Annotated in this window: 19 protein-coding genes and 1 pseudogene; 9 read left to right on the top strand and 11 right to left on the bottom strand. The window is 34.2% G+C overall.

The genetic code is table 11. The features are described from left to right. The 3 genes and pseudogenes from ACH2BV_RS14960 to ACH2BV_RS14970 all read right to left on the bottom strand — a co-directional run. Positions 1 to 220: pseudogene (locus ACH2BV_RS14960) on the bottom strand (peptidase S8); the annotation flags it as partial. A 25-nt stretch (positions 221 to 245) separates the two neighbouring features. Further along, positions 246 to 1,433, bottom strand: coding sequence for a tRNA 2-thiouridine(34) synthase MnmA (gene mnmA, locus ACH2BV_RS14965; RefSeq protein ID WP_395051587.1), 1,188 nt, complete (start codon positions 1,431 to 1,433; stop codon positions 246 to 248). Between the two features lie 71 nt (positions 1,434 to 1,504). Beyond that, complete coding sequence (locus ACH2BV_RS14970; protein WP_395051588.1) at positions 1,505 to 2,212, bottom strand: toxin-antitoxin system YwqK family antitoxin; 708 nt, start codon at positions 2,210 to 2,212, stop codon at positions 1,505 to 1,507. Between the two features lie 320 nt (positions 2,213 to 2,532). Between ACH2BV_RS14970 and ACH2BV_RS14975 the strand changes: the two genes are divergently transcribed. Then, the gene (locus ACH2BV_RS14975) at positions 2,533 to 3,486 is read left to right on the top strand and encodes a fasciclin domain-containing protein (RefSeq protein ID WP_395051589.1); all 954 of its coding nucleotides are present in this window, start codon (positions 2,533 to 2,535) and stop codon (positions 3,484 to 3,486) included. Between the two features lie 72 nt (positions 3,487 to 3,558). On the opposite strand, the gene yidC is transcribed toward ACH2BV_RS14975, so the two are convergent. From yidC to ACH2BV_RS15015, 8 genes are all read right to left on the bottom strand, one after another. Beyond that, positions 3,559 to 5,463, bottom strand: a complete 1,905-nt coding sequence (gene yidC / locus ACH2BV_RS14980) for a membrane protein insertase YidC (protein WP_395051590.1) — start codon at positions 5,461 to 5,463, stop codon at positions 3,559 to 3,561. A gap of 133 nt (positions 5,464 to 5,596) precedes the next feature. Continuing rightward, the gene (locus ACH2BV_RS14985; RefSeq protein ID WP_395051591.1) at positions 5,597 to 7,210 is read right to left on the bottom strand and encodes a CTP synthase; all 1,614 of its coding nucleotides are present in this window, start codon (positions 7,208 to 7,210) and stop codon (positions 5,597 to 5,599) included. 264 nt (positions 7,211 to 7,474) lie between these two features. Next, complete coding sequence (locus ACH2BV_RS14990; protein WP_395051592.1) at positions 7,475 to 7,648, bottom strand: hypothetical protein; 174 nt, start codon at positions 7,646 to 7,648, stop codon at positions 7,475 to 7,477. A 4-nt stretch (positions 7,649 to 7,652) separates the two neighbouring features. Then, a complete protein-coding gene (locus tag ACH2BV_RS14995) occupies positions 7,653 to 8,180 on the bottom strand; it encodes a hypothetical protein (RefSeq protein WP_395051593.1) in 528 nt (175 codons plus the stop codon). Between the two features lie 402 nt (positions 8,181 to 8,582). Then, on the bottom strand, positions 8,583 to 8,987 hold the full coding sequence (locus tag ACH2BV_RS15000; protein WP_395051594.1) for a 5-fold beta-flower protein: 405 nt from the start codon (positions 8,985 to 8,987) through the stop codon (positions 8,583 to 8,585). A gap of 63 nt (positions 8,988 to 9,050) precedes the next feature. Then, a complete protein-coding gene (locus ACH2BV_RS15005; protein ID WP_395051595.1) occupies positions 9,051 to 10,013 on the bottom strand; it encodes a hypothetical protein in 963 nt (320 codons plus the stop codon). 217 nt (positions 10,014 to 10,230) lie between these two features. Then, positions 10,231 to 13,767: a pyruvate:ferredoxin (flavodoxin) oxidoreductase gene (gene nifJ / locus ACH2BV_RS15010; protein ID WP_395051596.1), complete on the bottom strand. Its 3,537-nt coding sequence runs from the start codon at positions 13,765 to 13,767 to the stop codon at positions 10,231 to 10,233. Positions 13,768 to 13,899: 132 nt separating this feature from the next. Further along, on the bottom strand, positions 13,900 to 14,253 hold the full coding sequence (locus ACH2BV_RS15015; RefSeq protein WP_395051597.1) for a 4Fe-4S dicluster domain-containing protein: 354 nt from the start codon (positions 14,251 to 14,253) through the stop codon (positions 13,900 to 13,902). A gap of 150 nt (positions 14,254 to 14,403) precedes the next feature. Here ACH2BV_RS15015 and ACH2BV_RS15020 point away from each other — a divergent pair, with 150 nt between their 5' ends. The 8 genes from ACH2BV_RS15020 to ACH2BV_RS15055 all read left to right on the top strand — a co-directional run bounded on the left by ACH2BV_RS15020 (position 14,404) and on the right by ACH2BV_RS15055 (position 21,415). After that, the gene (locus ACH2BV_RS15020) at positions 14,404 to 16,257 is read left to right on the top strand and encodes a 2-oxoacid:acceptor oxidoreductase subunit alpha (protein ID WP_395051598.1); all 1,854 of its coding nucleotides are present in this window, start codon (positions 14,404 to 14,406) and stop codon (positions 16,255 to 16,257) included. Between the two features lie 2 nt (positions 16,258 to 16,259). Then, positions 16,260 to 17,273: a 2-oxoacid:ferredoxin oxidoreductase subunit beta gene (locus ACH2BV_RS15025; protein ID WP_395051599.1), complete on the top strand. Its 1,014-nt coding sequence runs from the start codon at positions 16,260 to 16,262 to the stop codon at positions 17,271 to 17,273. A gap of 93 nt (positions 17,274 to 17,366) precedes the next feature. Continuing rightward, positions 17,367 to 17,717: an NADH-quinone oxidoreductase subunit A gene (locus ACH2BV_RS15030; protein WP_395051600.1), complete on the top strand. Its 351-nt coding sequence runs from the start codon at positions 17,367 to 17,369 to the stop codon at positions 17,715 to 17,717. Beyond that, positions 17,708 to 18,268 (top strand): NADH-quinone oxidoreductase subunit B, encoded by a 561-nt coding sequence (locus tag ACH2BV_RS15035; RefSeq protein ID WP_395051601.1) that lies wholly within the window; start codon positions 17,708 to 17,710, stop codon positions 18,266 to 18,268. Before ACH2BV_RS15030 ends, ACH2BV_RS15035 begins: the two co-directional genes overlap by 10 nt. A gap of 12 nt (positions 18,269 to 18,280) precedes the next feature. Then, positions 18,281 to 18,742 (top strand): NADH-quinone oxidoreductase subunit C, encoded by a 462-nt coding sequence (locus ACH2BV_RS15040; RefSeq protein ID WP_395051603.1) that lies wholly within the window; start codon positions 18,281 to 18,283, stop codon positions 18,740 to 18,742. 6 nt (positions 18,743 to 18,748) lie between these two features. After that, entirely contained in the window at positions 18,749 to 19,870 is a 1,122-nt protein-coding gene (locus tag ACH2BV_RS15045; RefSeq protein ID WP_395051605.1) for an NADH-quinone oxidoreductase subunit D, read from the top strand. A 10-nt stretch (positions 19,871 to 19,880) separates the two neighbouring features. Further along, positions 19,881 to 20,933 (top strand): NADH-quinone oxidoreductase subunit NuoH, encoded by a 1,053-nt coding sequence (nuoH, locus tag ACH2BV_RS15050; RefSeq protein WP_395051606.1) that lies wholly within the window; start codon positions 19,881 to 19,883, stop codon positions 20,931 to 20,933. A gap of 5 nt (positions 20,934 to 20,938) precedes the next feature. Next, on the top strand, positions 20,939 to 21,415 hold the full coding sequence (locus ACH2BV_RS15055) for a 4Fe-4S binding protein (protein ID WP_395051607.1): 477 nt from the start codon (positions 20,939 to 20,941) through the stop codon (positions 21,413 to 21,415).

A 21,415-nucleotide genomic window follows, 5' to 3' on the forward strand; every position in this document is an offset into this window, starting at 1 on the left:
TAATTTCATCAATATAAGGTTGGTAAATAGGAACATCTTTGATATCCAAATCTATTCCTTGATTATTTCTTCTTTGTATAGCTCTTGGTGTGAGCATCAATGTCGGAGTTGCAAAATAAGTTGCGGAATTAGGTTTATCCTTGAAATATACCCAAGCATCTTCTTGCGAAAAGCAAACAAAACTCGAAACTAAAAACAGAAAAATGAATATTTTTTTCATACTTTTTATAAAATAAAATACGAATCTAAGAAATAACTCCCGAACCAACTAATTCATCCTCTAAATACCAAGCCACAAATTGACCTTCGGTAATGGCTGATTGCGGTTCTTCGAAAGCGACATACATTCCATCTTCAAATTGATGTAAAGTCGCTTTTTGCAAGGGTTGACGGTAACGAATTCGCGCCATAACTTCCATTGTTTCTCCATTGGTTAAAGCCAAATCAGTACGAATCCAATGCACTTCGGATTTCTTTATGAATAATGCTTTTTTGAACAATCCTGGATGTTGACTGCCCAAACCGGTATAAATTGTATTCGTTTCCACATTTGTGGAGATGATAAATAAAGGATCGGTAGTTCCGCCTACGTTGAGTCCTTTTCGTTGTCCTGTGGTGAAATAATGCGCGCCTTGATGTTTGCCCACAACTTTTCCCATTTCAGGTTTGTATGCAATTTTTCGTGCATCAAACAACAACTCTTGTTCGACAGAAAGCCCTGATTGTTTAACATAATTATATGCTGGATTCCCTTTGTCTATTTGGATTATTTGTCCTTCTTTGGGTTGCAATTTTTGTTGCAGGAATTCTGGTAATCTTACTTTTCCAATAAAACACAATCCTTGCGAATCTTTCTTTTCGGCCGTAACTAATTCCATTTGAGCAGCAATTTCGCGCACTTCAGGTTTTGTTAATTCACCTATTGGAAACAAGGATTTTGCCAATTGTTCTTGCGATAATTGGCAAAGAAAATAGGATTGATCTTTATTGTTATCGGCTCCAGCCAAAAGTTGGTAAACTTTTTCTCCATTGACTTCGATTTCTCCTTTTCGGCAATAATGACCTGTTGCCACAAAATCAGCACCAAGACTTAAAGCGATTTTCATAAAAACATCGAATTTTATTTCGCGGTTACAAAGCACATCGGGATTTGGAGTACGTCCTTTTTCATATTCGTTGAACATATAATCAACGATTTTTTCTTTGTATTCTTCGCTTAAATCAACTGTTTGGAAAGGGATTCCTAATTTTTCGGCAACCAATAAAGCATCGTTGCTGTCTTCGAGCCAAGGACAATCATTAGAAATGGTAACAGAATCGTCGTGCCAATTTTTCATAAAAAGGCCAATGACTTCATAGCCTTGCTGTTGCAATAAATAAGCAGCAACACTCGAATCTACACCACCTGAAAGCCCAACAACTACACGTTTCATTTTAAAATAATTTCAATTTAACAAGGCGCAAAGTTACAAAGATTTACGACAGGATTTGTGTATACAAAAACTTAATTGGTTTTGGTTTTTGGTTTGGTTTGCGGAAAACTCATATTCATTTCTTTTACCAATTTTCCTTTATTAAAAAACTGCCAAATTCCAGTTTTTTTTCCATTGGTAAACTTTCCTTTTGATACAATATTTCCATCATCCGGATCTCTAAAAATTGCCAATCCATCAAATTGATCATTCTTATAATTTGATTCTTCAATTATAATTTCTGATTCAGTATATCGTTTATAAGAACCGTTTCTCATGTTGTTTTTATAAGTCATTTCTTCGGCGATTTTACCACTTGGATAAAAAACAGAACGCAGACCCTCTAAATTTCCTTTGCTATAGTTCTCAATAGTCATAATAACTTTTGAAGCTTTATGGTAATATTTCCATTGCCCTTCATATAATTTATTGACGACTTTACCTTCGCTTACTTTATTCTTGAGTTGGTCATAAAAAATCGTGTAGGCAGAATTGTCTTTGGGATTAAATTCTCTGGTGGCAATAACCCTTTTTGTTTTGGTATTATCGAAGAAAGTAAAAGTCCCCATTTCTTTTCCATGGTCAAAAGTTCCTTCGTATTTTGGGTTTTTAGTATCTTCATAATACCCTTTCCACAGTCCATTTTTGTTGCCTTTTTCATCTAATTTATTGTAATCAGATTGCGCAAAAAGTGAAATGCTAACTAAGAATAAAAATCCAAAAAAAAGTTTATACCCCATAACGATTTGATTAAAAAAAATTGATTCAATTGTAAAACTAATTTCCATTATAAAAATTGTTCTCCTAATGAATTTAGTAATAATACAAATTTAATAAATAACAAAGTTAAAACAAAATTACCAAAACAACATTTGTTTAACATAGCGACGAATGCATTAAACAACGATAATGTTAATTAACTTAACTTCAGCATTTTATTCATAAATAAAACGTTCAAACAAATATTAATATTTTCATAAAATTATTTTTTGTTTAATTTTTTTTAAATAATTTTAAACAGAATTAAAAAAAAACAAATATTAATAATAAACGAAAAATCATGAAAATTTTATCACCTCTGAAAATTGCAATTGCAATAATCGCTTTAACATCTTTCACCATTTCTTGTAATAATGATGATGAAATGCCTGCTGACAATACTATTACTGGGATTGCTAAAACAAATTCAAATTTAACAATTCTTGTTCAAGCGCTGGTAAAAGCAGATTTAGCTACAACTCTTCAAGGATCAGGACCGTTTACTGTTTTTGCTCCAACTGATGCGGCCTTCGTCGCATTCTTAAAAACCACACCTTATGCAACATTAAATGATGTTCCTAAAGATGTTTTGACTCAAATATTATTAAACCATGTCGTGAGTGGAAAAGTTAAATCTACAGATTTAAGTACGGGTTATATAAAAACCTTAGCTAAAAGCTCCGCTTCTGGAATGAACACTATGAGTATGTATGTAGATCTTACTTCTGGTGTAAAATTAAACGGAGTTGCAAAAGTAACAACTGCAGATGTTGTGGCTTCTAATGGTGTTATACACATAGTTGATGCAGTAATTAATCTACCTACTATTGTTACTCATGCGACTGCAAATGCAAACTTTACTTCTGTAGTTGGTGCGTTGACAAAAGCTGGTCAACCAAATTTTGTTAGCATATTATCAGGAGCTGGACCTTTTACCGTTTTTGCCCCAACAAATGATGCATTTACTGCTTTCAATACCGAATTGGCTCCAGGAGGAATTGCTGGGGTTTCTACTGCCAACTTAACTAAAGTATTGCAATATCATGTAGTAAGCGGAAATATTTTAGCCGCCAGTTTAACTGAAGGTCAAATTGTAAGTACTTTACAAACACCTCAAACTTTCACTGTGCAACTTGCTGGCGGAGCAAAAATTAAGGATGTCAATAATAGAATTTCAACAATTGTAGCCACTGATGTACAATGTTCAAATGGAGTTATTCATGTACTTAATAAAGTATTGTTACCAGCATTATAATTAAAAAAGAGTAAAAAAAAAGACTGTTTCACATCTCGTGAAACAGTCTTTTTTTATAAATAAATCAAATTGTTATTTCTTTTTGTCTTTTGCTTTTTGAGCTTCGGCCTGTTCCATAACTTCTTGAAGTTTCTGTTGAAATCTACCTTGCTTTTTAGGTTCTTTCAATTTGTTCTCTTGAATTTGAGCATGAATTTTGTCACTGTCAATAAAATATCGTTTGATGACAATCATAATTCCAATAGTAATTAAATTTGAAATAAAGTTGTACAAACTCAATCCGGCACCATAACTATTGAAGAATATCAACATCATAACAGGCGAAATATAAATCATATATTTCATCATTTTTGCCATATCCGGCATTCCTTCTTGTTGTGGAGCGGCCATTTGCTGGTCACCCGAAGTCATTTTCATATAGAAGAAAATTGCAATTGCAGCAAGTATTGGAAACAAACTTATATGATTTCCATATAATGGAATATGAAAAGGAAGTTTAGCAACAGCATCAAATGAGGATAAATCATCAGCCCAAAGAAAACTTTTTTGTCTCAACTCAAATGCCGATGGGAAAAACTGAAAGGAAGCATACATAAACGGAATTTGAATCAATGCTGGAATACAACCTGCCATAGGATTTACCCCAGCTTTGTTGTACAATTTCATTGTTTCCTGTTGCTTTTTCATTGCATCTTTTTTGAATTTTTCTCCCAATTCAGTGATTTCTGGACGCAATACTTTCATTTTTGCCTGTGACAAGAACGATTTAAACGTAATAGGTGACATCGCAATTTTAATTAAAATCGTGAATATAATTATAGCAATTCCCAATGAAAGACCTATCGTTGTGCTTAAAAATCCAAATAATGGAATGAAAATAAACATATTAATCCAACCGAAAATTCCCCAACCTAATGGAATAATTTTTTCAAGATTTTTATCATACTGTTTTAATGTTTTATAATCTGATGGTCCAAAATACCAACTCATTTTATAATCTATCTCGCCATTACTAAATGCCAAAGGAACATTTGCTTTCAATTGTTTTGTAAAAACGGTATCAATTGTTTCATCAGCAACCAATTTGGTCGAATGCAGTTTTGATGTCTCAAATGGTTTGTCAGTCAATAATATCGTAGAGAAAAAATGCTGTTTAAAGGCAATATAACTCACTTTTATAGGCGTGTCCTCTGCATCATTTCCCAGTCCAGTACTATTATCTTTGCCCTCTTCATATTCATAACGAATATCAGTATATCGATCTTCATAAGAAATACTTTTCTCGTTTCTGTACGTTTTTAAACTCCACTCAAAATCCAATGGTTTGGCAGTATTCAAAACTTTATTCAATCCTTGAGAACGAAGATCAAAACCAACCATATAATCATTTGGTTTCAAAATATATTTGTATTCCAAATATTCATTGGCTCCAGCCTTTAATTTCATTGAAAGGATTTGGTCTGCTCCAACTTTCGTTAAAGTAGGTTCGAAATAAAGGTCTTTTGTGTTTAAAGTACGATTATCATTAGTTTGCAATTGAATGTTCAAATTGGCATTATTGTCTTTTATCAATTCAACTAATTGTCCTGAACCTTTCTTGAATTTCTCAAAACTTTTTAAAGTTGCTTCTACAATATAACCTCCTTTATTGGCAATTTTTAGTATTACCAATTCATTTTCGATTGTTGTAAAACCCTCTTTTGCTGATGGAAGTGTTGCAGAATAAGCAAAACTACCCAATTTTTTTTGTGCTTGAGCCAACTGTGTTGAATCTCCAGCTACAACAACTGCAGGAGTTGCTGCTGCTTGAGTAGCAACTGCTTTATTTGCATTTTCTTTAGCGACTAATTCTTTCTTGGCCTTTTCAGCTGCAATAGTTGCATCAGAAGGCTTGTTTTGGTACATTATCCAAATCAAGATTCCAAAAATCAATACGAAACCAATAATCGAATTGAGGTCTAATTTTTTTTCTTCCATTTTTAATTTTTTTTCCTCACCCCGACCCTCTCCGAAGGAGAGGGAGCCGAGTCTGGAATGTGTTTATTTATTATTTACTGCTTAGTTATTTTTTATTCTAAAATTACTGAAAACTGCGACTGAACACTGAATACTATTTCTTTTTCGATTTCACTGCTGCTGCCACAAAATTCACAAAAAGCGGGTGTGGATTTGCCACGGTGCTTTTGTATTCAGGATGGTATTGAACTCCAATGAAAAAAGGATGGTTTTCTAATTCTACAATTTCGACCAAACCCGTTTCTGGATTCGTTCCCGAAGTTTTCAATCCAGCTTTTTCCAAAACATCTACGTAACTACTATTGTATTCATAACGATGACGATGACGTTCAGAAATAGTTTCTTGTTCGTAAATTTTATACGCCAAAGTATCTGGTTTTATATCACATTTCCAAGCTCCAAGGCGCATTGTTCCTCCTTTATCCGTGATGTTTTTTTGTTCTTCCATTAAGTTTACCACAGGATGTTTCGTGTTAGGATTCATTTCTGTTGAATTAGCATCAGCATAACCCAGAATGTTTCTTGAATATTCGATAATTGCCATTTGCATTCCCAAACAAATTCCGAAAAACGGAATATTATTTTCACGTGCATAACGAACTGCTTCAATTTTTCCTTCAATTCCTCTTTCACCAAAACCTGGAGCAACGAGAATTCCGTCTAATCCAGCTAATTTTTCGGCTACATCTGATGCATCTAAAAATTCAGAATGAATAGAAATCACGTTAACTTTAGTTTCATTGGCAGCACCAGCGTGAATAAAAGCTTCTAAAATGGATTTATAAGAATCTTGCAATTCTACATATTTTCCAATTAAACCAATATTTACAGTATGTTTTGGGTGTTTTATTCTATGTAAGAAAGTATTCCAATTTCTTAAATCCGGAGCAGCTCTTTTTGGCAAAGCCAATTTCTTCAAAGCCACAACGTCTAATCCTTCTTCGAGCATCAAAACTGGCACTTCATAAATCGTTGAAGCATCGATAGATTGAATTACCGCTTCTCTTTTTACGTTGCAAAACAAAGCCAATTTATTACGCAATTCCTCTGAAATTTCGTGCTCTGTTCTACAAACTAAAATATCTGCTTTTATTCCGCTTTCCATCAAAGTTTTAACGGAATGCTGGGTAGGTTTTGTTTTTAATTCTCCCGCTGCGGCCAAATAAGGAACCAAAGTCAGGTGAATTACTAAACCATTATGTTCTCCCAATTCCCAAACTAATTGACGAACCGATTCTATATAAGGTAAAGATTCAATATCACCGACAGTTCCGCCAATTTCAGTAATTACAATGTCATAATCGCCTGATTTTCCAAGCAATTGCATTCTGTCCTTAATTTCATTGGTGATATGAGGAACAACCTGAACAGTTTTTCCTAAGAATTCACCTCTTCGTTCTTTTTCAATAACTGAAAGGTAAATTCTTCCGGTAGTAACATTATTAGCCTGAGAAGTTGGAACGTTCAAGAAACGCTCATAATGTCCTAAATCCAAATCGGTTTCAGCACCATCATCAGTCACGTAACATTCTCCGTGTTCGTATGGATTTAATGTACCTGGATCGACATTTATGTATGGATCAAACTTCTGGATGGTCGTTCGATATCCTCTTGCCTGTAATAATTTTGCCAATGAAGCCGCAATAATCCCCTTCCCTAAAGAAGACGTAACTCCGCCGGTGACAAAAATATATTTCGTTTGATTCATTTTATTATTGTTGTAGTTGTTGTTGTTTATTGAAAATGCAAGCAAATAGGTTTGCAAAAACGATGCAAAAATACGATTATAAATTTATAAAAAACTAATTTGGAATTGAGATAATTTTGATTTTATTGACAAGTTTGACGTGGGTATCGTTTTTTGGTTACAAATCATAAATAAAAAAAACCTACCCAAGATTTTAAATCCCGAGTAGGTTTTTTCAATTTAATAATTCCTCTGCTAATTTAAGCAGTTTTGAAATTATAGTAATTATTTCTTTACAGTACTTAATTTAGTTTTTCTAACCGATTTTTTCATTTCGACTAATTTAATACTTGCTTTTTTCTGTTTAAAATAATCACTTAATGCTTTTTCTTCTTCAATTGTTAATGAAGTTTGTTCTCCAATAAAATCTACCTCAAATTCTAATTCTTTAGTTTTCATAATATTAGTCTTTAAAATATTTGTTAATTAATTTTAATGCTGACGGAGTTTCAATAATCATAATTCTTCCGCCAAAATGAAATGCGCCAAGCGTTTTTTCGTAATGTTCCACTAATTGTGATTTAGACAAAAATGAAACATTTCCATCGTGTCCACGCTGAAACGAAAGTTTACAAGCAAAAGCGACTAAATTTCCTGGAACTCCGGAATAAACTTTGGTTTTTCCTTTATTGAATGGTGAACTTTCTACTAGATGCATATAAACGTGGTCTTCTTTCACTTCAACACAAATTAATCCTTGAATTATTTCAGAATTATTTACGATTGTTAGTTTAAAAACATCTCTTTCGGGTTGCTTAAATTCATATTTCCAATCAAATAACCAACCTTTTTTTTTGCTTATATTTTTTAAATCTGTGCTTTTTAATAAAGAAATATCTGTTGCAAAACTATCTCCAGTAACCACATTTTCAATGGAATTGGTTAATTTATCTATTATAAAATCTAAACCTATTTCTTTTCTATCTTTCACATTGCTAATTTACAAAAAATGTTTTGATTGAAAGAATAATTTTAGTTCACACGATTTGCTGCGCACGAAACAATAAATCGATAGCGTGGATTTGCAATCCGTGCCTATTATTACTTCCAAAACTCGTCAAATCATTTTTTATTTTTTACTCTCGTTTAAGGGCACGGATTGCAAATCCGCGCTATTGTTTACGAGACTATTTTGTAATCATATCCGCACTATCGGGTTATATCCGCACCATCGGGTTGCAAATCCGCGCTATCGTTCACGAGACTATTTTGTAATTATATGCACCATCGGGTTTTGAAATTATAAGTCTTCTGTGCTTTGAAAATACGCACACTCGAACCAATATTTTTTTTTACACATCCGAAATATTTAAGTGCTTTAAGACTTGTATGTTCATTTAAAAAAGAAAAATTTTACAGCAGTCCATTCTTTTCTAACTCCTTTTGCATATCCTATAGCATAATGATTTCTATCTTTTACCGTTCCATCATTTTTTATATAACCGATTGTGTAATGATTTTTATCTTCTACTGTTCCATCATCCTTTATATAACCAATTGTGTAATGATTTTTGTCTTCTACCGTTCCATTATCTTTTAGATAACCAATAGTATAATGATTATTATCTTCAATCATTCCAGCTTTTTTTATATATCCAACAGTTCTTTGGTTAGTATTTTGAATAGTTCCATCTTTTTTTATGAACCCAGTATTGTAGTGATTTTTTGATTCAATAGGCTGACCATTTACGTTATTGTAAATTATGAATATTAAAAGGATTTGAATTATCTTTTTCATACTTTTTGTTGATTTTCCTTTGCACTTACTTTATCAAAATACAATTTTTTTTGATTGTTTTTCTTATTTCATACGCTCTTGAGCTTCAATTTGTTCATTATACCAAAATTTTTGAGTTGTAAAATCTAAGGGCCAATCTTTTTGTGCTTTTTCTTTTATTGAGTTGTTTTCAATAGTTAGCATATATTCGTATGCGCCAATTTGTTCGTTAACCCAAAATTCTTGTGTAGTATAATCATCTGGCCAATCTCTTTTTGCTTTTGCTTTCAATTTTTCAGTAATAGATTCTTTTTCCGCATCCGCTTTATCATGTTCTACATTAGCAACTGTTTCAGTTTCTACCGTGTTTGGTTGTTCAGTATCAATTACTTTTTGGGTTTCTGTTGAAGTTGTAGAGGTTTTATCATTACTACTAAGATTAGCTAATACAATTAAAGAAATTATTGCAGTTACTCCTATTTTCCAACCTTTTGAAATTGATGAGTTTTTCCATAGTGCGTAAAGACCAACAGGGAAAAAGATTATACATAAAATTACGACTAACCAAGTTTTTTCGTACCACACATTTGAATTTGTGTCATTGTTTTCCATAAAATTTGAATTTTGAATTGTTTGAAAATTATTTGTTGAACTATTTGATGGGTGAATAATATTTGTCTGTTTTATTTCAGGAGAATTTGTTTCACTTTCAGAAGACAATATTTTGGATGTACTAGAAAGTATATTTTCAACATTCTTTCTGTTTTTTCCCATATCAAATGCTCCACCAAACATAATTCCTGTTTTTGGCGATGAAGTAATTTGAACTTTAGTTCTGTTTTCTGAAATTTCAATTAATTGTATTGGAATATTTTCGCCCCAACTATATAAACTAACACCTGCTTTTACTACAAATCTTCCTTGTAATTTATCTGCGTTTTCAATTTTCAATCCGTTAATTGTTGGAATTGCTTTTCGCATTGCCTCGAAAACTTTGTCTTTCGACATTGGAAATTCACTTTCTCCATTGTGGTCTAAAAATGCCATAGTTTAATTTTTTAGTGTTAATATTTAATTTTGGTATCAAAATTACAAAGTCCACAACATTATTCTTTACGGTTTCCCACAATTGGCATAACTATTTTTCATTTTTGTACTTAAAATTCATAAAAAAAACCTACCCAAGATTTTAAATCCTGAGTAGGCTTTTTCAATTCACTATTTATACTGCTTTTTTTGGGCAGTTTAAATTATATAGACGCTATTACAAATCTCTATAAAGTTCTAATCTTTCCCATTTAGAATCCACTTCGTCTTGAGCGCGAGTAAGTAATTCAGCTCCTAAAGTTGCATTTTCTTTAACAACTCTAGTAAAACGGGTTTCGTTGTACATAAAGTCACTCAAAGGAATACTTGGTGCTTTAGAATCTAATTTGAATTTTTTACCTTTTGATTCTAAAGGATTGAATCTAAATAATGGCCAGTAACCTGAATCTACTGCTTTTTCTTGTTGTGAAATAGCATTTTTCAATTCATAACCGTGTTCACCACAATGAGAATAAGCAATAATTAATGATGGTCCAGGATAAGCTGCGGCTTCTTCAATCGCTTTTAGTGCTTGTAAATCCTTGGCACCCATTGCAATTTGGGCTACATAAACATTACCATAAGAAATAGCTTGAAGCGCAAGGGATTTTTTACCTGTTTTTTTACCGCCAATAGTGAATTTAGCACTTGCTCCAAGAGGAGTTGATTTTGATGCTTGTCCACCAGTGTTAGAATAAACTTCGGTATCTAATACCATAATATTAATATCTTCTCCAGTAGATAAAACGTGATCTACTCCACCGTAACCGATGTCATAAGCCCAACCGTCTCCACCAAAGATCCAAACCGCTTTCTTACGTAAATACTCTGTTAATTGGCTTAATTTTTTGGCGTCTTCATTGTTTCCAAGGTTGACCAATATTTTATTAAGTGCATCAATTTGAGCGAATTTTTCGTTTTTCAGCGCTTCGGTTTCTTCCGTGTTATTTAAAATAGCTTCCACTATTTCGCTGCCAACAACTGATTCCAATGATTTTAATAAATCAACTGCAATTTCTTGTTTTTTGGTTAACCCTAATTTCAGACCTAAACCAAACTCGGCATTGTCTTCGAAAAGTGAATTTGCCCAAGCTGGACCTCTACCAAATTCATTGGTTTTATAAGGTGTAGTTGGTAAATTTCCTCCATAAATAGAAGAACATCCTGTTGCATTAGCAATCATAATACTATCGCCATATAATTGGGTAACCATTTTAATATATGGTGTTTCGCCACAACCTGAACAAGCTCCTGAGAATTCAAATAAAGGTTCCAAGAATTGAGATCCTTTTATATTTGTTGTCTGCAAAGCGGTTCTGTCATAATAAGGTAAACTTACGAAGTGATCCCAATTTACATTTTCTTCAACATCAACTTCAATTTTCTTGTGCATATTGATGGCCTTGAAGTTTTCTTTCACTTTACTTATTGCAGGACAAACCACAACACAAAGGTCGCAACCTGTACAATCTTCAGGTGAAACTTGCAAGATATAGGATTCACTTTCTTTAGAAAATGGTCGTCCAATAGCGGCTACACTTTTTAAAGAAGTTGGAAAACTAGCAATATCTTCGTTTGAAACTACTTTAGATCGAATGGCAGCGTGAGGGCAAATAGCGACACATTTATTACATTGTGTACATAAATTTTCGTCATCCCAAACTGGAATAAAATCGGCAATGCCACTTTTTTCGTATTGTGAAGTTCCTGTAGGGAAAGTCCCGTCTACTGTGAAAGCACTCACTGGAAGTTCGTCTCCAAAACCGGCTAATATTTTTTCCAAAACTTCAGTTACAAATCCGTCTGGTGCATTTCGCATTGCTGACAACATTTGTTTTTCGCTTGAAGCTACTTTTGGATATTCTACTTGGTGTAAATTTTCAAGCGCTTTATCAACTGCATTAAAGTTCATTTTTACCACCTTTTCTCCTTTATGAGAATACGATTTTACGATGGCATCTTTAATTTTTTGAATCGCTTCGTCTTTAGGCAAGATTCCGGAAATGGCAAAGAAACAAGTTTGTAAAATGGTATTGGCTCTTTTTCCTAGATTGGCATCTTGAGCTACTTGGGTTGCGTCAATCACATAAAATTTAACTTGTTTTTCGATGATTCCTTCTTGAATTTGCACCGGTAATCTATCCCAAATTTCCTCTTTTGAATAAGGAGAGTTTAATAAGAAAGTACCACCGTGCTTCAAGTCGGCAATCATATTGAATTTTTCAACAAAATTGAATTTATGACTGGCAATAAAATCGGCTTTATCAATTAAATAATTGGAATTGATTGGATCTGGACCAAAACGCAAGTGCGAAATAGTTTGAGCTCCCGCTTTTTTAGAGTCATAAACAAAATAACCTTGAACATAATTATCGGTAGTTTCACCAATGATTTTGATTGAGTTTTTATTCGCTCCCACAGTTCCATCAGAACCTAAACCATAGAACATACAGTTAATAGTGGTTGCTTTAGTATCGAATTTTGTATCATAGTATAAACTTCTAAAAGTCACATCATCATTGATACCAATGGTAAAGTGATTTTTAGGTTTTTTGTTCAACAACTCGTCATAAATTCCTTTTACCATCGCTGGAGTAAACTCTTTGGATGACAAACCGTAACGACCGGCAACAACAATAGGCATTTCTCTTCCGCTTTCAACAAGTGCGGTAACGATGTCTAAATACATTGGATCTCCAACACTACCTGGCTCTTTAGTTCTATCTAAAACGGCTATTTTTTGAACTGTTTTTGGTAATACATTGACAAAAGCATCAATTGCAAATGGTTTGAATAAACGTATTAAAATAACACCTACTTTTTCACCTTCGGCTAACATAACATCAAGAGCTTCTTTTACAGGACCTTCGGCAGAACCCATAACTATAATTACTCTTTCGGCTTCTGGGTGACCTATATAATCAAACAAATTGTATCTACGACCCGTATGTTCGTAGAATTCGTCCATAACATCTTGAACTACTGCAGGAACTCTGTCGTGAAATAAATTGGCGGCTTCTCTTGCTTGAAAGAACACGTCAGGATTCTGGGTTGTTCCTCTTAAAACAGGACGATCAGGATCTAATGATCTTTTTTTATGCTCCATAACTTTATCATCTGGCATCATTGCTTTGATGATATCGTCTGTAATACCGTCAATTTTTGAAATTTCGTGAGAGGTTCTAAAACCATCAAAAATATTCAAAAACGGTACTCGAGTTTTTAAAGTTGCAACTTGTGAAATTAAGGCAAAATCGTGTGCTTCTTGAACAGAACCGCCAAACAACATTGAAAAACCTGTTTGTCTACAAGCCATTACATCTGAATGGTCGCCAAAAATTGACAACGCATGAGTTGCAATTGTTCTGGCAGCAACGTGAATAACACAAGGTAATAATTCACCGGCAATTTTGTACATATTAGGTATCATCAACAACAAACCTTGTGAGGCCGTAAAAGTTGTTGTTAGAGCACCTGCTTGTAATGCACCGTGAACAGTACCTGCGGCACCACCTTCACTTTGCAATTCAACAATTTTTGGAATATTATTCCAAATGTTTTTTCTGCCTTTAGAACTATAAAGTTCTGCATGCTCACCCATAGGAGAGGATGGCGTAATAGGGTAAATTGCGCAGACTTCATTTGTTTTGTGGGCAATGATAGCTACTGCTTCATTACCATCACAAATTAATTTTGGGAAAATTTTATTCTTCATTTTATAAAGTTATTTTACCATCCTGAATCTGCGACTATCTATTCAATCCACAAATTACTTGATAGTATTTAATTTTGAGATTAAAAAAAGCTAAAAACCATTTTTAAGTAAGGAGTTTAGCTTTTTTTTTAATTAGTTTTCACTATGCAACCAAGCTTTTTTCGCTAACAGTTCAGTTTCTGTTTCAATATGACTCTCATCAAGTATACAACAGTCTACTGGACAAACAGAAGCGCATTGTGGTTTGTCGTGGAAACCTTTACATTCCGTACATTTGTCTGATACAATATAGAAAAACTCGTCAGAAATAGGATCGTGTTCTTCACTAGCATCAACATCTACACCTTTTGGTGTTTTTACCATTCCTTTTAAAGATGATCCGTCAGCATAAGACCATTTGTCATCTGGTTCATAAATTGCGTTGTTTGGACATTCTGATATACATGCATCACAGTTGATACATTCGTCCGTAATAATTATTGCCATGGTTTTATATTTTTAATTCTTTGTAAAATTAAATGTCTTTTTATTACTTTTATATGATATTCGTCATATTTTAATCTAAAAAGTGAAATTAAATTTGCCTATCAATTATTGTTATATTAATCAATTTTGAAATATTAAATTCCCTAAATTATGATTGCAGATAAAATAAAACTTCAACCTGAAAAATTGGAAGCCGTAGTAATTCGGTTTGTTGGTGATTCTGGTGATGGAATGCAGTTGACAGGAACACAGTTTTCTGATACTTCAGCTATGTTTGGCAACGATATTGCCACTTTCCCAAATTACCCTTCCGAAATTAGAGCTCCTCAAGGAAGTTTATATGGAGTTTCTGGATTTCAAGTACATATAGGTAGTGTCGAAGTAAGCACTCCTGGTGATAGTGTCGATTTATTGGTTGCTATGAATCCTGCTGCTTTAAAAACCAACATATATGCTTTAAAACCTGGTCACACTTTAATAGTAGATACCGATTCATTTACAAAGAAAAATTTAGATAAAGCAGAATATACCACAAATCCATTAGAAGATGGAAGTCTTGACAACTTTAGAGTTATTGAAGTTGATATGACTTCTTTAACCAAAGAGGCTTTGAAAGATGTTGCAGGATTGGATAATAAAGCTATTTCAAGAAGTAAAAATATGTTTTCTCTTGGTATGGTTTATTGGATGTACAACCGTTCTTTAGAACATACAATTGATTTTTTTAATAAAAAATTCAAATCTAAACCTTCTTTAATAGAATCGAATACCAAAGTTTTAAATGCAGGCTATTATTTTGCTGAGACTTTAGAATTGATTCCAAACTCTTATACCATTTCTCCCGCAAAAATGGAAGCTGGAACCTATAGAATTATTATGGGTAACACAGCAACCGCTTGGGGATTTTTGGCAGCAGCCGAAAAATCTGGATTGGAATTATTCTTAGGTTCTTATCCAATAACTCCTGCTACTGATATTTTACACGAATTAGTTAAACACAAACATTTTGGTGTAAAAGCTTTTCAGGCAGAAGATGAAATTGCAGGTGTAACTTCAGCAATTGGAGCTTCATTTGCAGGTGATTTAGCAATTACAACTACTTCAGGACCGGGATTAGCACTAAAAGGCGAAGCTATTGGTTTAGCCATAATGACTGAATTACCTTTGGTTGTCGTTAATGTTCAACGTGGCGGACCATCAACTGGTTTACCAACAAAAACCGAACAATCAGATTTACTACAAGCAATGTATGGCAGAAATGGCGAAAGCCCGGTTATTGTTATAGCTGCAAGTACGCCAGCCAATTGTTTTAATTTTGCTTATGAGGCGGCACGACTTGCATTAGAACATATGACGCCAGTTATTTTATTGACTGATGGATATATCGCAAATGGTTCTGCTCCTTGGAAAATTAAAACCGTTGCCGAAATGCCTGCTATTAAAAACAACAGGATTACAGAAGTTAAAGAAAACTGGCATCCTTATGATAGAGATGAGAAAACACTTGCTCGAAATTGGGCTATCCCAGGAACTCCAGGATTAGAACATAGAATTGGTGGTTTAGAAAAAGATGCTGTTACAGGAAATATTTCATATGAGCCTGCAAACCACGAGACTATGACTAACATCAGAGCAGAAAAAATTGAACGTGTTAAATTTAATATTCCAGACATAGAAACTGAATTTGCTGATGCCGGAGATTTATTGGTAATTGGTTGGGGTGGAACTTATGGTTCTTTACATTCTGCAGTAAAACAAATAAGTGATGAAGGATATAAAAACGTTGGCTACGCACATTTCAATTATATTAATCCAATGCCAAAAAATACAGCGGAAATTTTATCCAAATTCAAAAAAATTCTTGTTTGCGAATTAAACTCTGGTCAATTTGCAAGTATTTTAAAAACTAAACACAGCAAATTTGAATTTTTACAATTCAATAAAGTCCAAGGATTACCATTTGCTAACGATGACCTTATTCAAAAATTTAAAGAACTAGTATAATTATGGAAACTACTGCTGAAAAAAAATATACTGCTAAAGATTTTACAAGTGATCAAGAAGTAAGATGGTGCCCGGGTTGCGATGATTATGTGATTTTACGCACGATGCAAAAAGCACTTCCTGAAATGGGTGTTGCCAGAGAAAACGTAGTTTTCGTATCTGGTATCGGATGTTCTTCTCGTTTTCCTTATTATATTAATTCATATGGAATTCATAGTATTCACGGTAGAGCTCCCGGAATTGCTTCGGGTGTGAAATTGGCAAATCCTAACTTAAGCGTTTGGATTGCAACTGGAGATGGTGATGCAATGGCTATTGGTGGAAATCATTTTATTCACGTTTTACGTAGAAATATCGATTTGAATATTATTCTTTTCAATAATGAAATTTATGGTTTAACCAAAGGGCAATTTTCTCCAACTTCATTAATTGGACAAAAAACAAAATCTTCTCCTTACGGAAATACACAACCTCCTTTTTCACCTGGTGAATTAGCATTAGGCGCTCAAGCCCGATTTTTTGCAAGAGTTGGAGGCGGAAGTCCAAAAGAAATGGGTCAGATTTTTACTGAAGCCCATCAATTTAAAGGAACTTCTTTAATCGAAGTTTTACAAAACTGCGTTATTTTTAATGACGGATGCTTCAATCATATTACAGATAAAGAAGTTAAAGATGACAAACAAATCTATCTTGAACACGGAAAACCAATGATTTTTGGTAAAAACCGTGACAAAGGATTAGTTTTAAAAGGTCTGAAATTAGAAACCGTAACCATTGGTGAAAACGGAATTACACAGGAAGATTTGTTGGTACACAATGCCAAAGAAAAAGATCCAACACTTCACTATATGTTGGTTCGATTAGAATCTCCATTGGCGACTGGAGTTATCAGAAGTTTCGATGACGTCACTTTAGAAGAAAGAGAAGAGGAATTGACTGCTCAAGTAAAAGCAGCATCGAAATTCACAAAAACCGATGATTTATTCTTCTCGGGAGAAACTTATGAGGTAAAATAAAATTATTTAATAGTAAATTTATTATCCTATGGGATAAGTAGATTTATTAATTTAGATTTGCATTTTAAAACAAACGAATAAAAAATAATAAGTATGGGTTCAGAAGCAATTATAGTTTTCTTGTTAGCCGGCGTCGTTCTGGTTGCTGGCGCAAATTTCTTATCTAATTTACTCTCACCAAAATCAGACAATTCACAAAAGCGTGAACCGTATGAGAGCGGGATGACAACTATCGGGCCAACGTGGGTTCAGTTTAAAGTTGGCTATTATTTATACGCTATTTTATTCTTGGTTTTTGATGTCGAGGTAGCATTTTTGATTCCTTGGGCTGTTGTTTTCCAAAAAATTGGAATAGTCGCCTTCTATGAAATCATCATATTTTTAGTAATATTAGGTCTAGGCTTGGCCTACGCCTGGAAAAAAGAAGCATTAAAATGGGAATAAATAACACCCCTGATATACCGGCAGATTTTCCTGGAAAAGTAATTCCTGGAGGTAATGGAGCTAACATTTTAGTTACCTCATTAGATGACATAATAAATTGGGGCCGAGCCAACTCGCTTTGGTCCCTTTATTTTGGAACCAGTTGTTGTGCCATCGAAATGATGCAAACCGGAGCTGCTCGCCACGATTATTCCAGATTTGGTTTTGAAGTAGCAAGACCTTCTCCTAGACAAGCCGATTTAATTATTATTGCAGGAACTATCGTCAATAAAATGGCTCCTGTTTTACGTCGTTTATATGATCAAATGGCGGAACCAAAATACGTGATTGCAATGGGAGCTTGCGCTATTTCTGGAGGTCCATTTTATTACAATTCGTATTCTGTGGTAAAAGGAGCTGACCACGTTATACCCGTTGATGTTTACGTTCCAGGTTGTCCGCCTCGACCTGAAGCATTATTAGAAGGAATGCTAATGCTTCAAGCAAAAATCAAAACAGAAAATATGAAAGCCAAAGTTTTCCCAATTGATGGGTTTGACGAAGGACTTTAAAATAAAAAAGTTATGACTAACGAAGCACTACAAAATTTAATAAGCACCTGGATTCCCGAAGTAGAATTCACTGAAGAAAAATCACAGTTTTTAAATATTACAGTTCAACCTGCTCAATTGCACCAATTAATGACGCAATTAAAAAGCAGTTCTGAAACGAATTTCGATTATTTGTTTTGCCTGAGTGGCGTGGATTGGGGGACAGCATTAGGCGTTGTTTATCATCTGGAATCTACCACTCATAGACATCAATTAGTCGTAAAAGTAAAAACTGAAGATCGCGATAATCCAACATTTGATACGATTTGCGATATTTGGTATACTGCCGAATTCCACGAAAGAGAAGTTTTTGATTTCTTCGGAATAATATTCACTAATCATCCTAATCTACAAAGACTTTTTCTAACCGAAGACTGGGACGGTTTTCCTTTGAGGAAAGATTACGTAGATGAAATTAATATGATTATCAAATAAGTAAAAATGGATACAACCACCATAAAAAACAACTTTAAATCCGAAGAATATCAAATTAATATGGGACCGCAACACCCAGCAACTCACGGTGTTTTGCGACTTTTATTGACTATTGACGGTGAAATAATTAAAAAAGTGGAACCAGACTTGGGGTATATTCACCGTTCCATCGAAAAAATGTGTGAACGTGACAGCTATCAACAAATCGTGCATTTGACGGATCGAATGGATTATTTGTCTTCTCACATCAACAACGAAGCGGTTTGTTTAACTGTTGAAAATGCCCTTCAAGTTGAAGTTCCAGAACGCGTTAAAGTCATTCGAACCATTATTTCGGAATTAACCCGAATCGCTTCCCATACTTTATGGTGGGGAGTAATGGGAATGGACGTTGGTGCTTTGACAACGTACTTTTATGGTTTCAGGGATCGTGAAATGATAAACGATATTTTCGAAGAAACTTGTGGCGCTCGTTTAACGATGAACTACAACATTCCCGGCGGATTAATGTTTGACATTCACCCGAATTTTGTAAAAAGAACCAAAGAATTTATTGCCCATTTCAAAACAAAATTACCTGAATACGACACGCTTTTGACCGGAAATATCATTTTTCGAAAAAGGATGGAAGGCATTGGAATTTTATCCAAAGAGGATGCGATTTCTTTTGGTGCCTCTGGCCCTGTAGGTCGTGCTTCCGGTTATTCTTGCGATGTGAGAAAACACCATTCATACAGTGCATATGATAAAGTAACTTTCAACGAAATCTTAAAAACCGAAGGCGATACTTATGCCCGTTATCAAGTTAGAATTTTGGAAATGTGGGAATCCTTGTCGATAATCGAACAATTAATTGACAATATTCCTGAAGGTGATTTTTTTGCCAAAACCAATACCGTTATCAAACTACCCGAAGGTGAATATTACCAAAAAGTAGAGACTGCAAGAGGTGAACTAGGAGTTTATATTATTAGCACAGGAACTAAAAATCCGTATCGAATGAAATTCAGATCTCCCGGATTTTCCAATTTATCTTTATTAAATCATATTGCAGTTGGCGGAAAAATTGGGGATTTGGTTGCAACTATGGCAACTTTAGACCTTGTAATTCCTGATATTGACCGATAAAATTAATTCTATGAACATTACAAAAAATATTCACGAATGGCTTTTTAGCCTGATGCCGGAAACCACTGCAAGCATTGTGGAAATGGTCTTAATAGCCGTAGTTTATCTTGCTATTTTTGCAGTTGCCGGTTTGTACTTGGTTTTACTTGAAAGAAGAGTTGCAGCTTGGTTTCAATTGCGACTTGGACCAAACAGAGTCGGTTACCAAGGATTGTTGCAAACAATGGCCGATGCCTTGAAACTAGTTTCCAAAGAGCTGACCGTTACCATAAAAGCCGACAAATTCTTATACAATCTAGCTCCTTATTTTGTTATCATTACAGCATTGATGGCGCTTTCTCTATTTCCTTTTTCGAAAGAATTTCAAGCCTTTGACATTAATATAGGTATTTTCTTTTTAACATCCATATCGTCCATTGGAGTTATCGGAATTTTATTGGCCGGTTGGAGCAGCAACAACAAGTTTTCCTTGATTGGCGCGATGCGAAGCGGTGTTCAAACGATTAGTTACGAATTATCCGTTGGTTTATCGCTTTTGACAATGGTGGTAATGACGGGTTCTTTACAACTTTCGCAAATAGTCGAAGTTCAAAAACACAGCTGGCTCATTGTTCAAGGACACATTCCTGCCATCATCGCCTTTTGCATTTATATGATTGCTGGAACTGCAGAAACGAACAGAGCTCCTTTTGATTTGGTTGAAGCCGAATCAGAATTGGGTGCTGGTTTCCACACAGAATATTCGGGAATGAAGTTCGCTTATTTCTTTTTGGCAGAATTCATCAATATGTTTATCATCGCAGCAATCGCCACAACCGTATTTTTTGGAGCCTATTTATCTCCTTTTGGAATAACAGAATCAATACCATTATTGGGCGTGTTTTGGTTTTTGGCAAAAACATTAATATTAATATTTCTAATGATGTGGTTCAGGTGGACGTTTCCTAGATTGAGAATCGACCAACTACTGGTATTGGAATGGAAATATTTGCTTCCTTTAAACTTAATGAACTTGGTTTTGATGGCATTAATGGTATTGCTAGGATTAACCATTAAATTTTAATAATTATGAGTTATTTTTCAGATATATATAATGCGGTAAAATCGCTTCTCACAGGGATGAGTGTTACCGGAAAGTACTTTTTACATTCCAGAAAAGGTGCCATAACCCAGCAATATCCAGATAATCGAGATACTTTAAAAATGTTCGAACGTTTTCGCGGCGAAGTGGTTATGCCTCACGACGAGAACAATGAACACCGATGTACGGGTTGTCAAAAATGTGAATTGGCTTGTCCAAACGGTAGCATCGAAATCATTTGGGACAGACAAGTTGACCCTGAAACAGGTAAAAAGAAAAAAATGATAGACAAGCATATTTACCATTTAGGAATGTGTACAATGTGTAGTTTATGTATTGAAGCCTGCCCTACCGATGCCATCAAATGGGCACAAAATTTTGAAAATTCCGTTTACGACAGAACATATCTCACTAGAGTTTTAAACAAACCAGGATCTAAATTGATGCCTGGAGTAGAAGATTAA

The sequence above is a fragment of the Flavobacterium sp. genome (genome assembly GCF_043780635.1).
In the GTDB taxonomy this organism is placed as follows: domain Bacteria; phylum Bacteroidota; class Bacteroidia; order Flavobacteriales; family Flavobacteriaceae; genus Flavobacterium.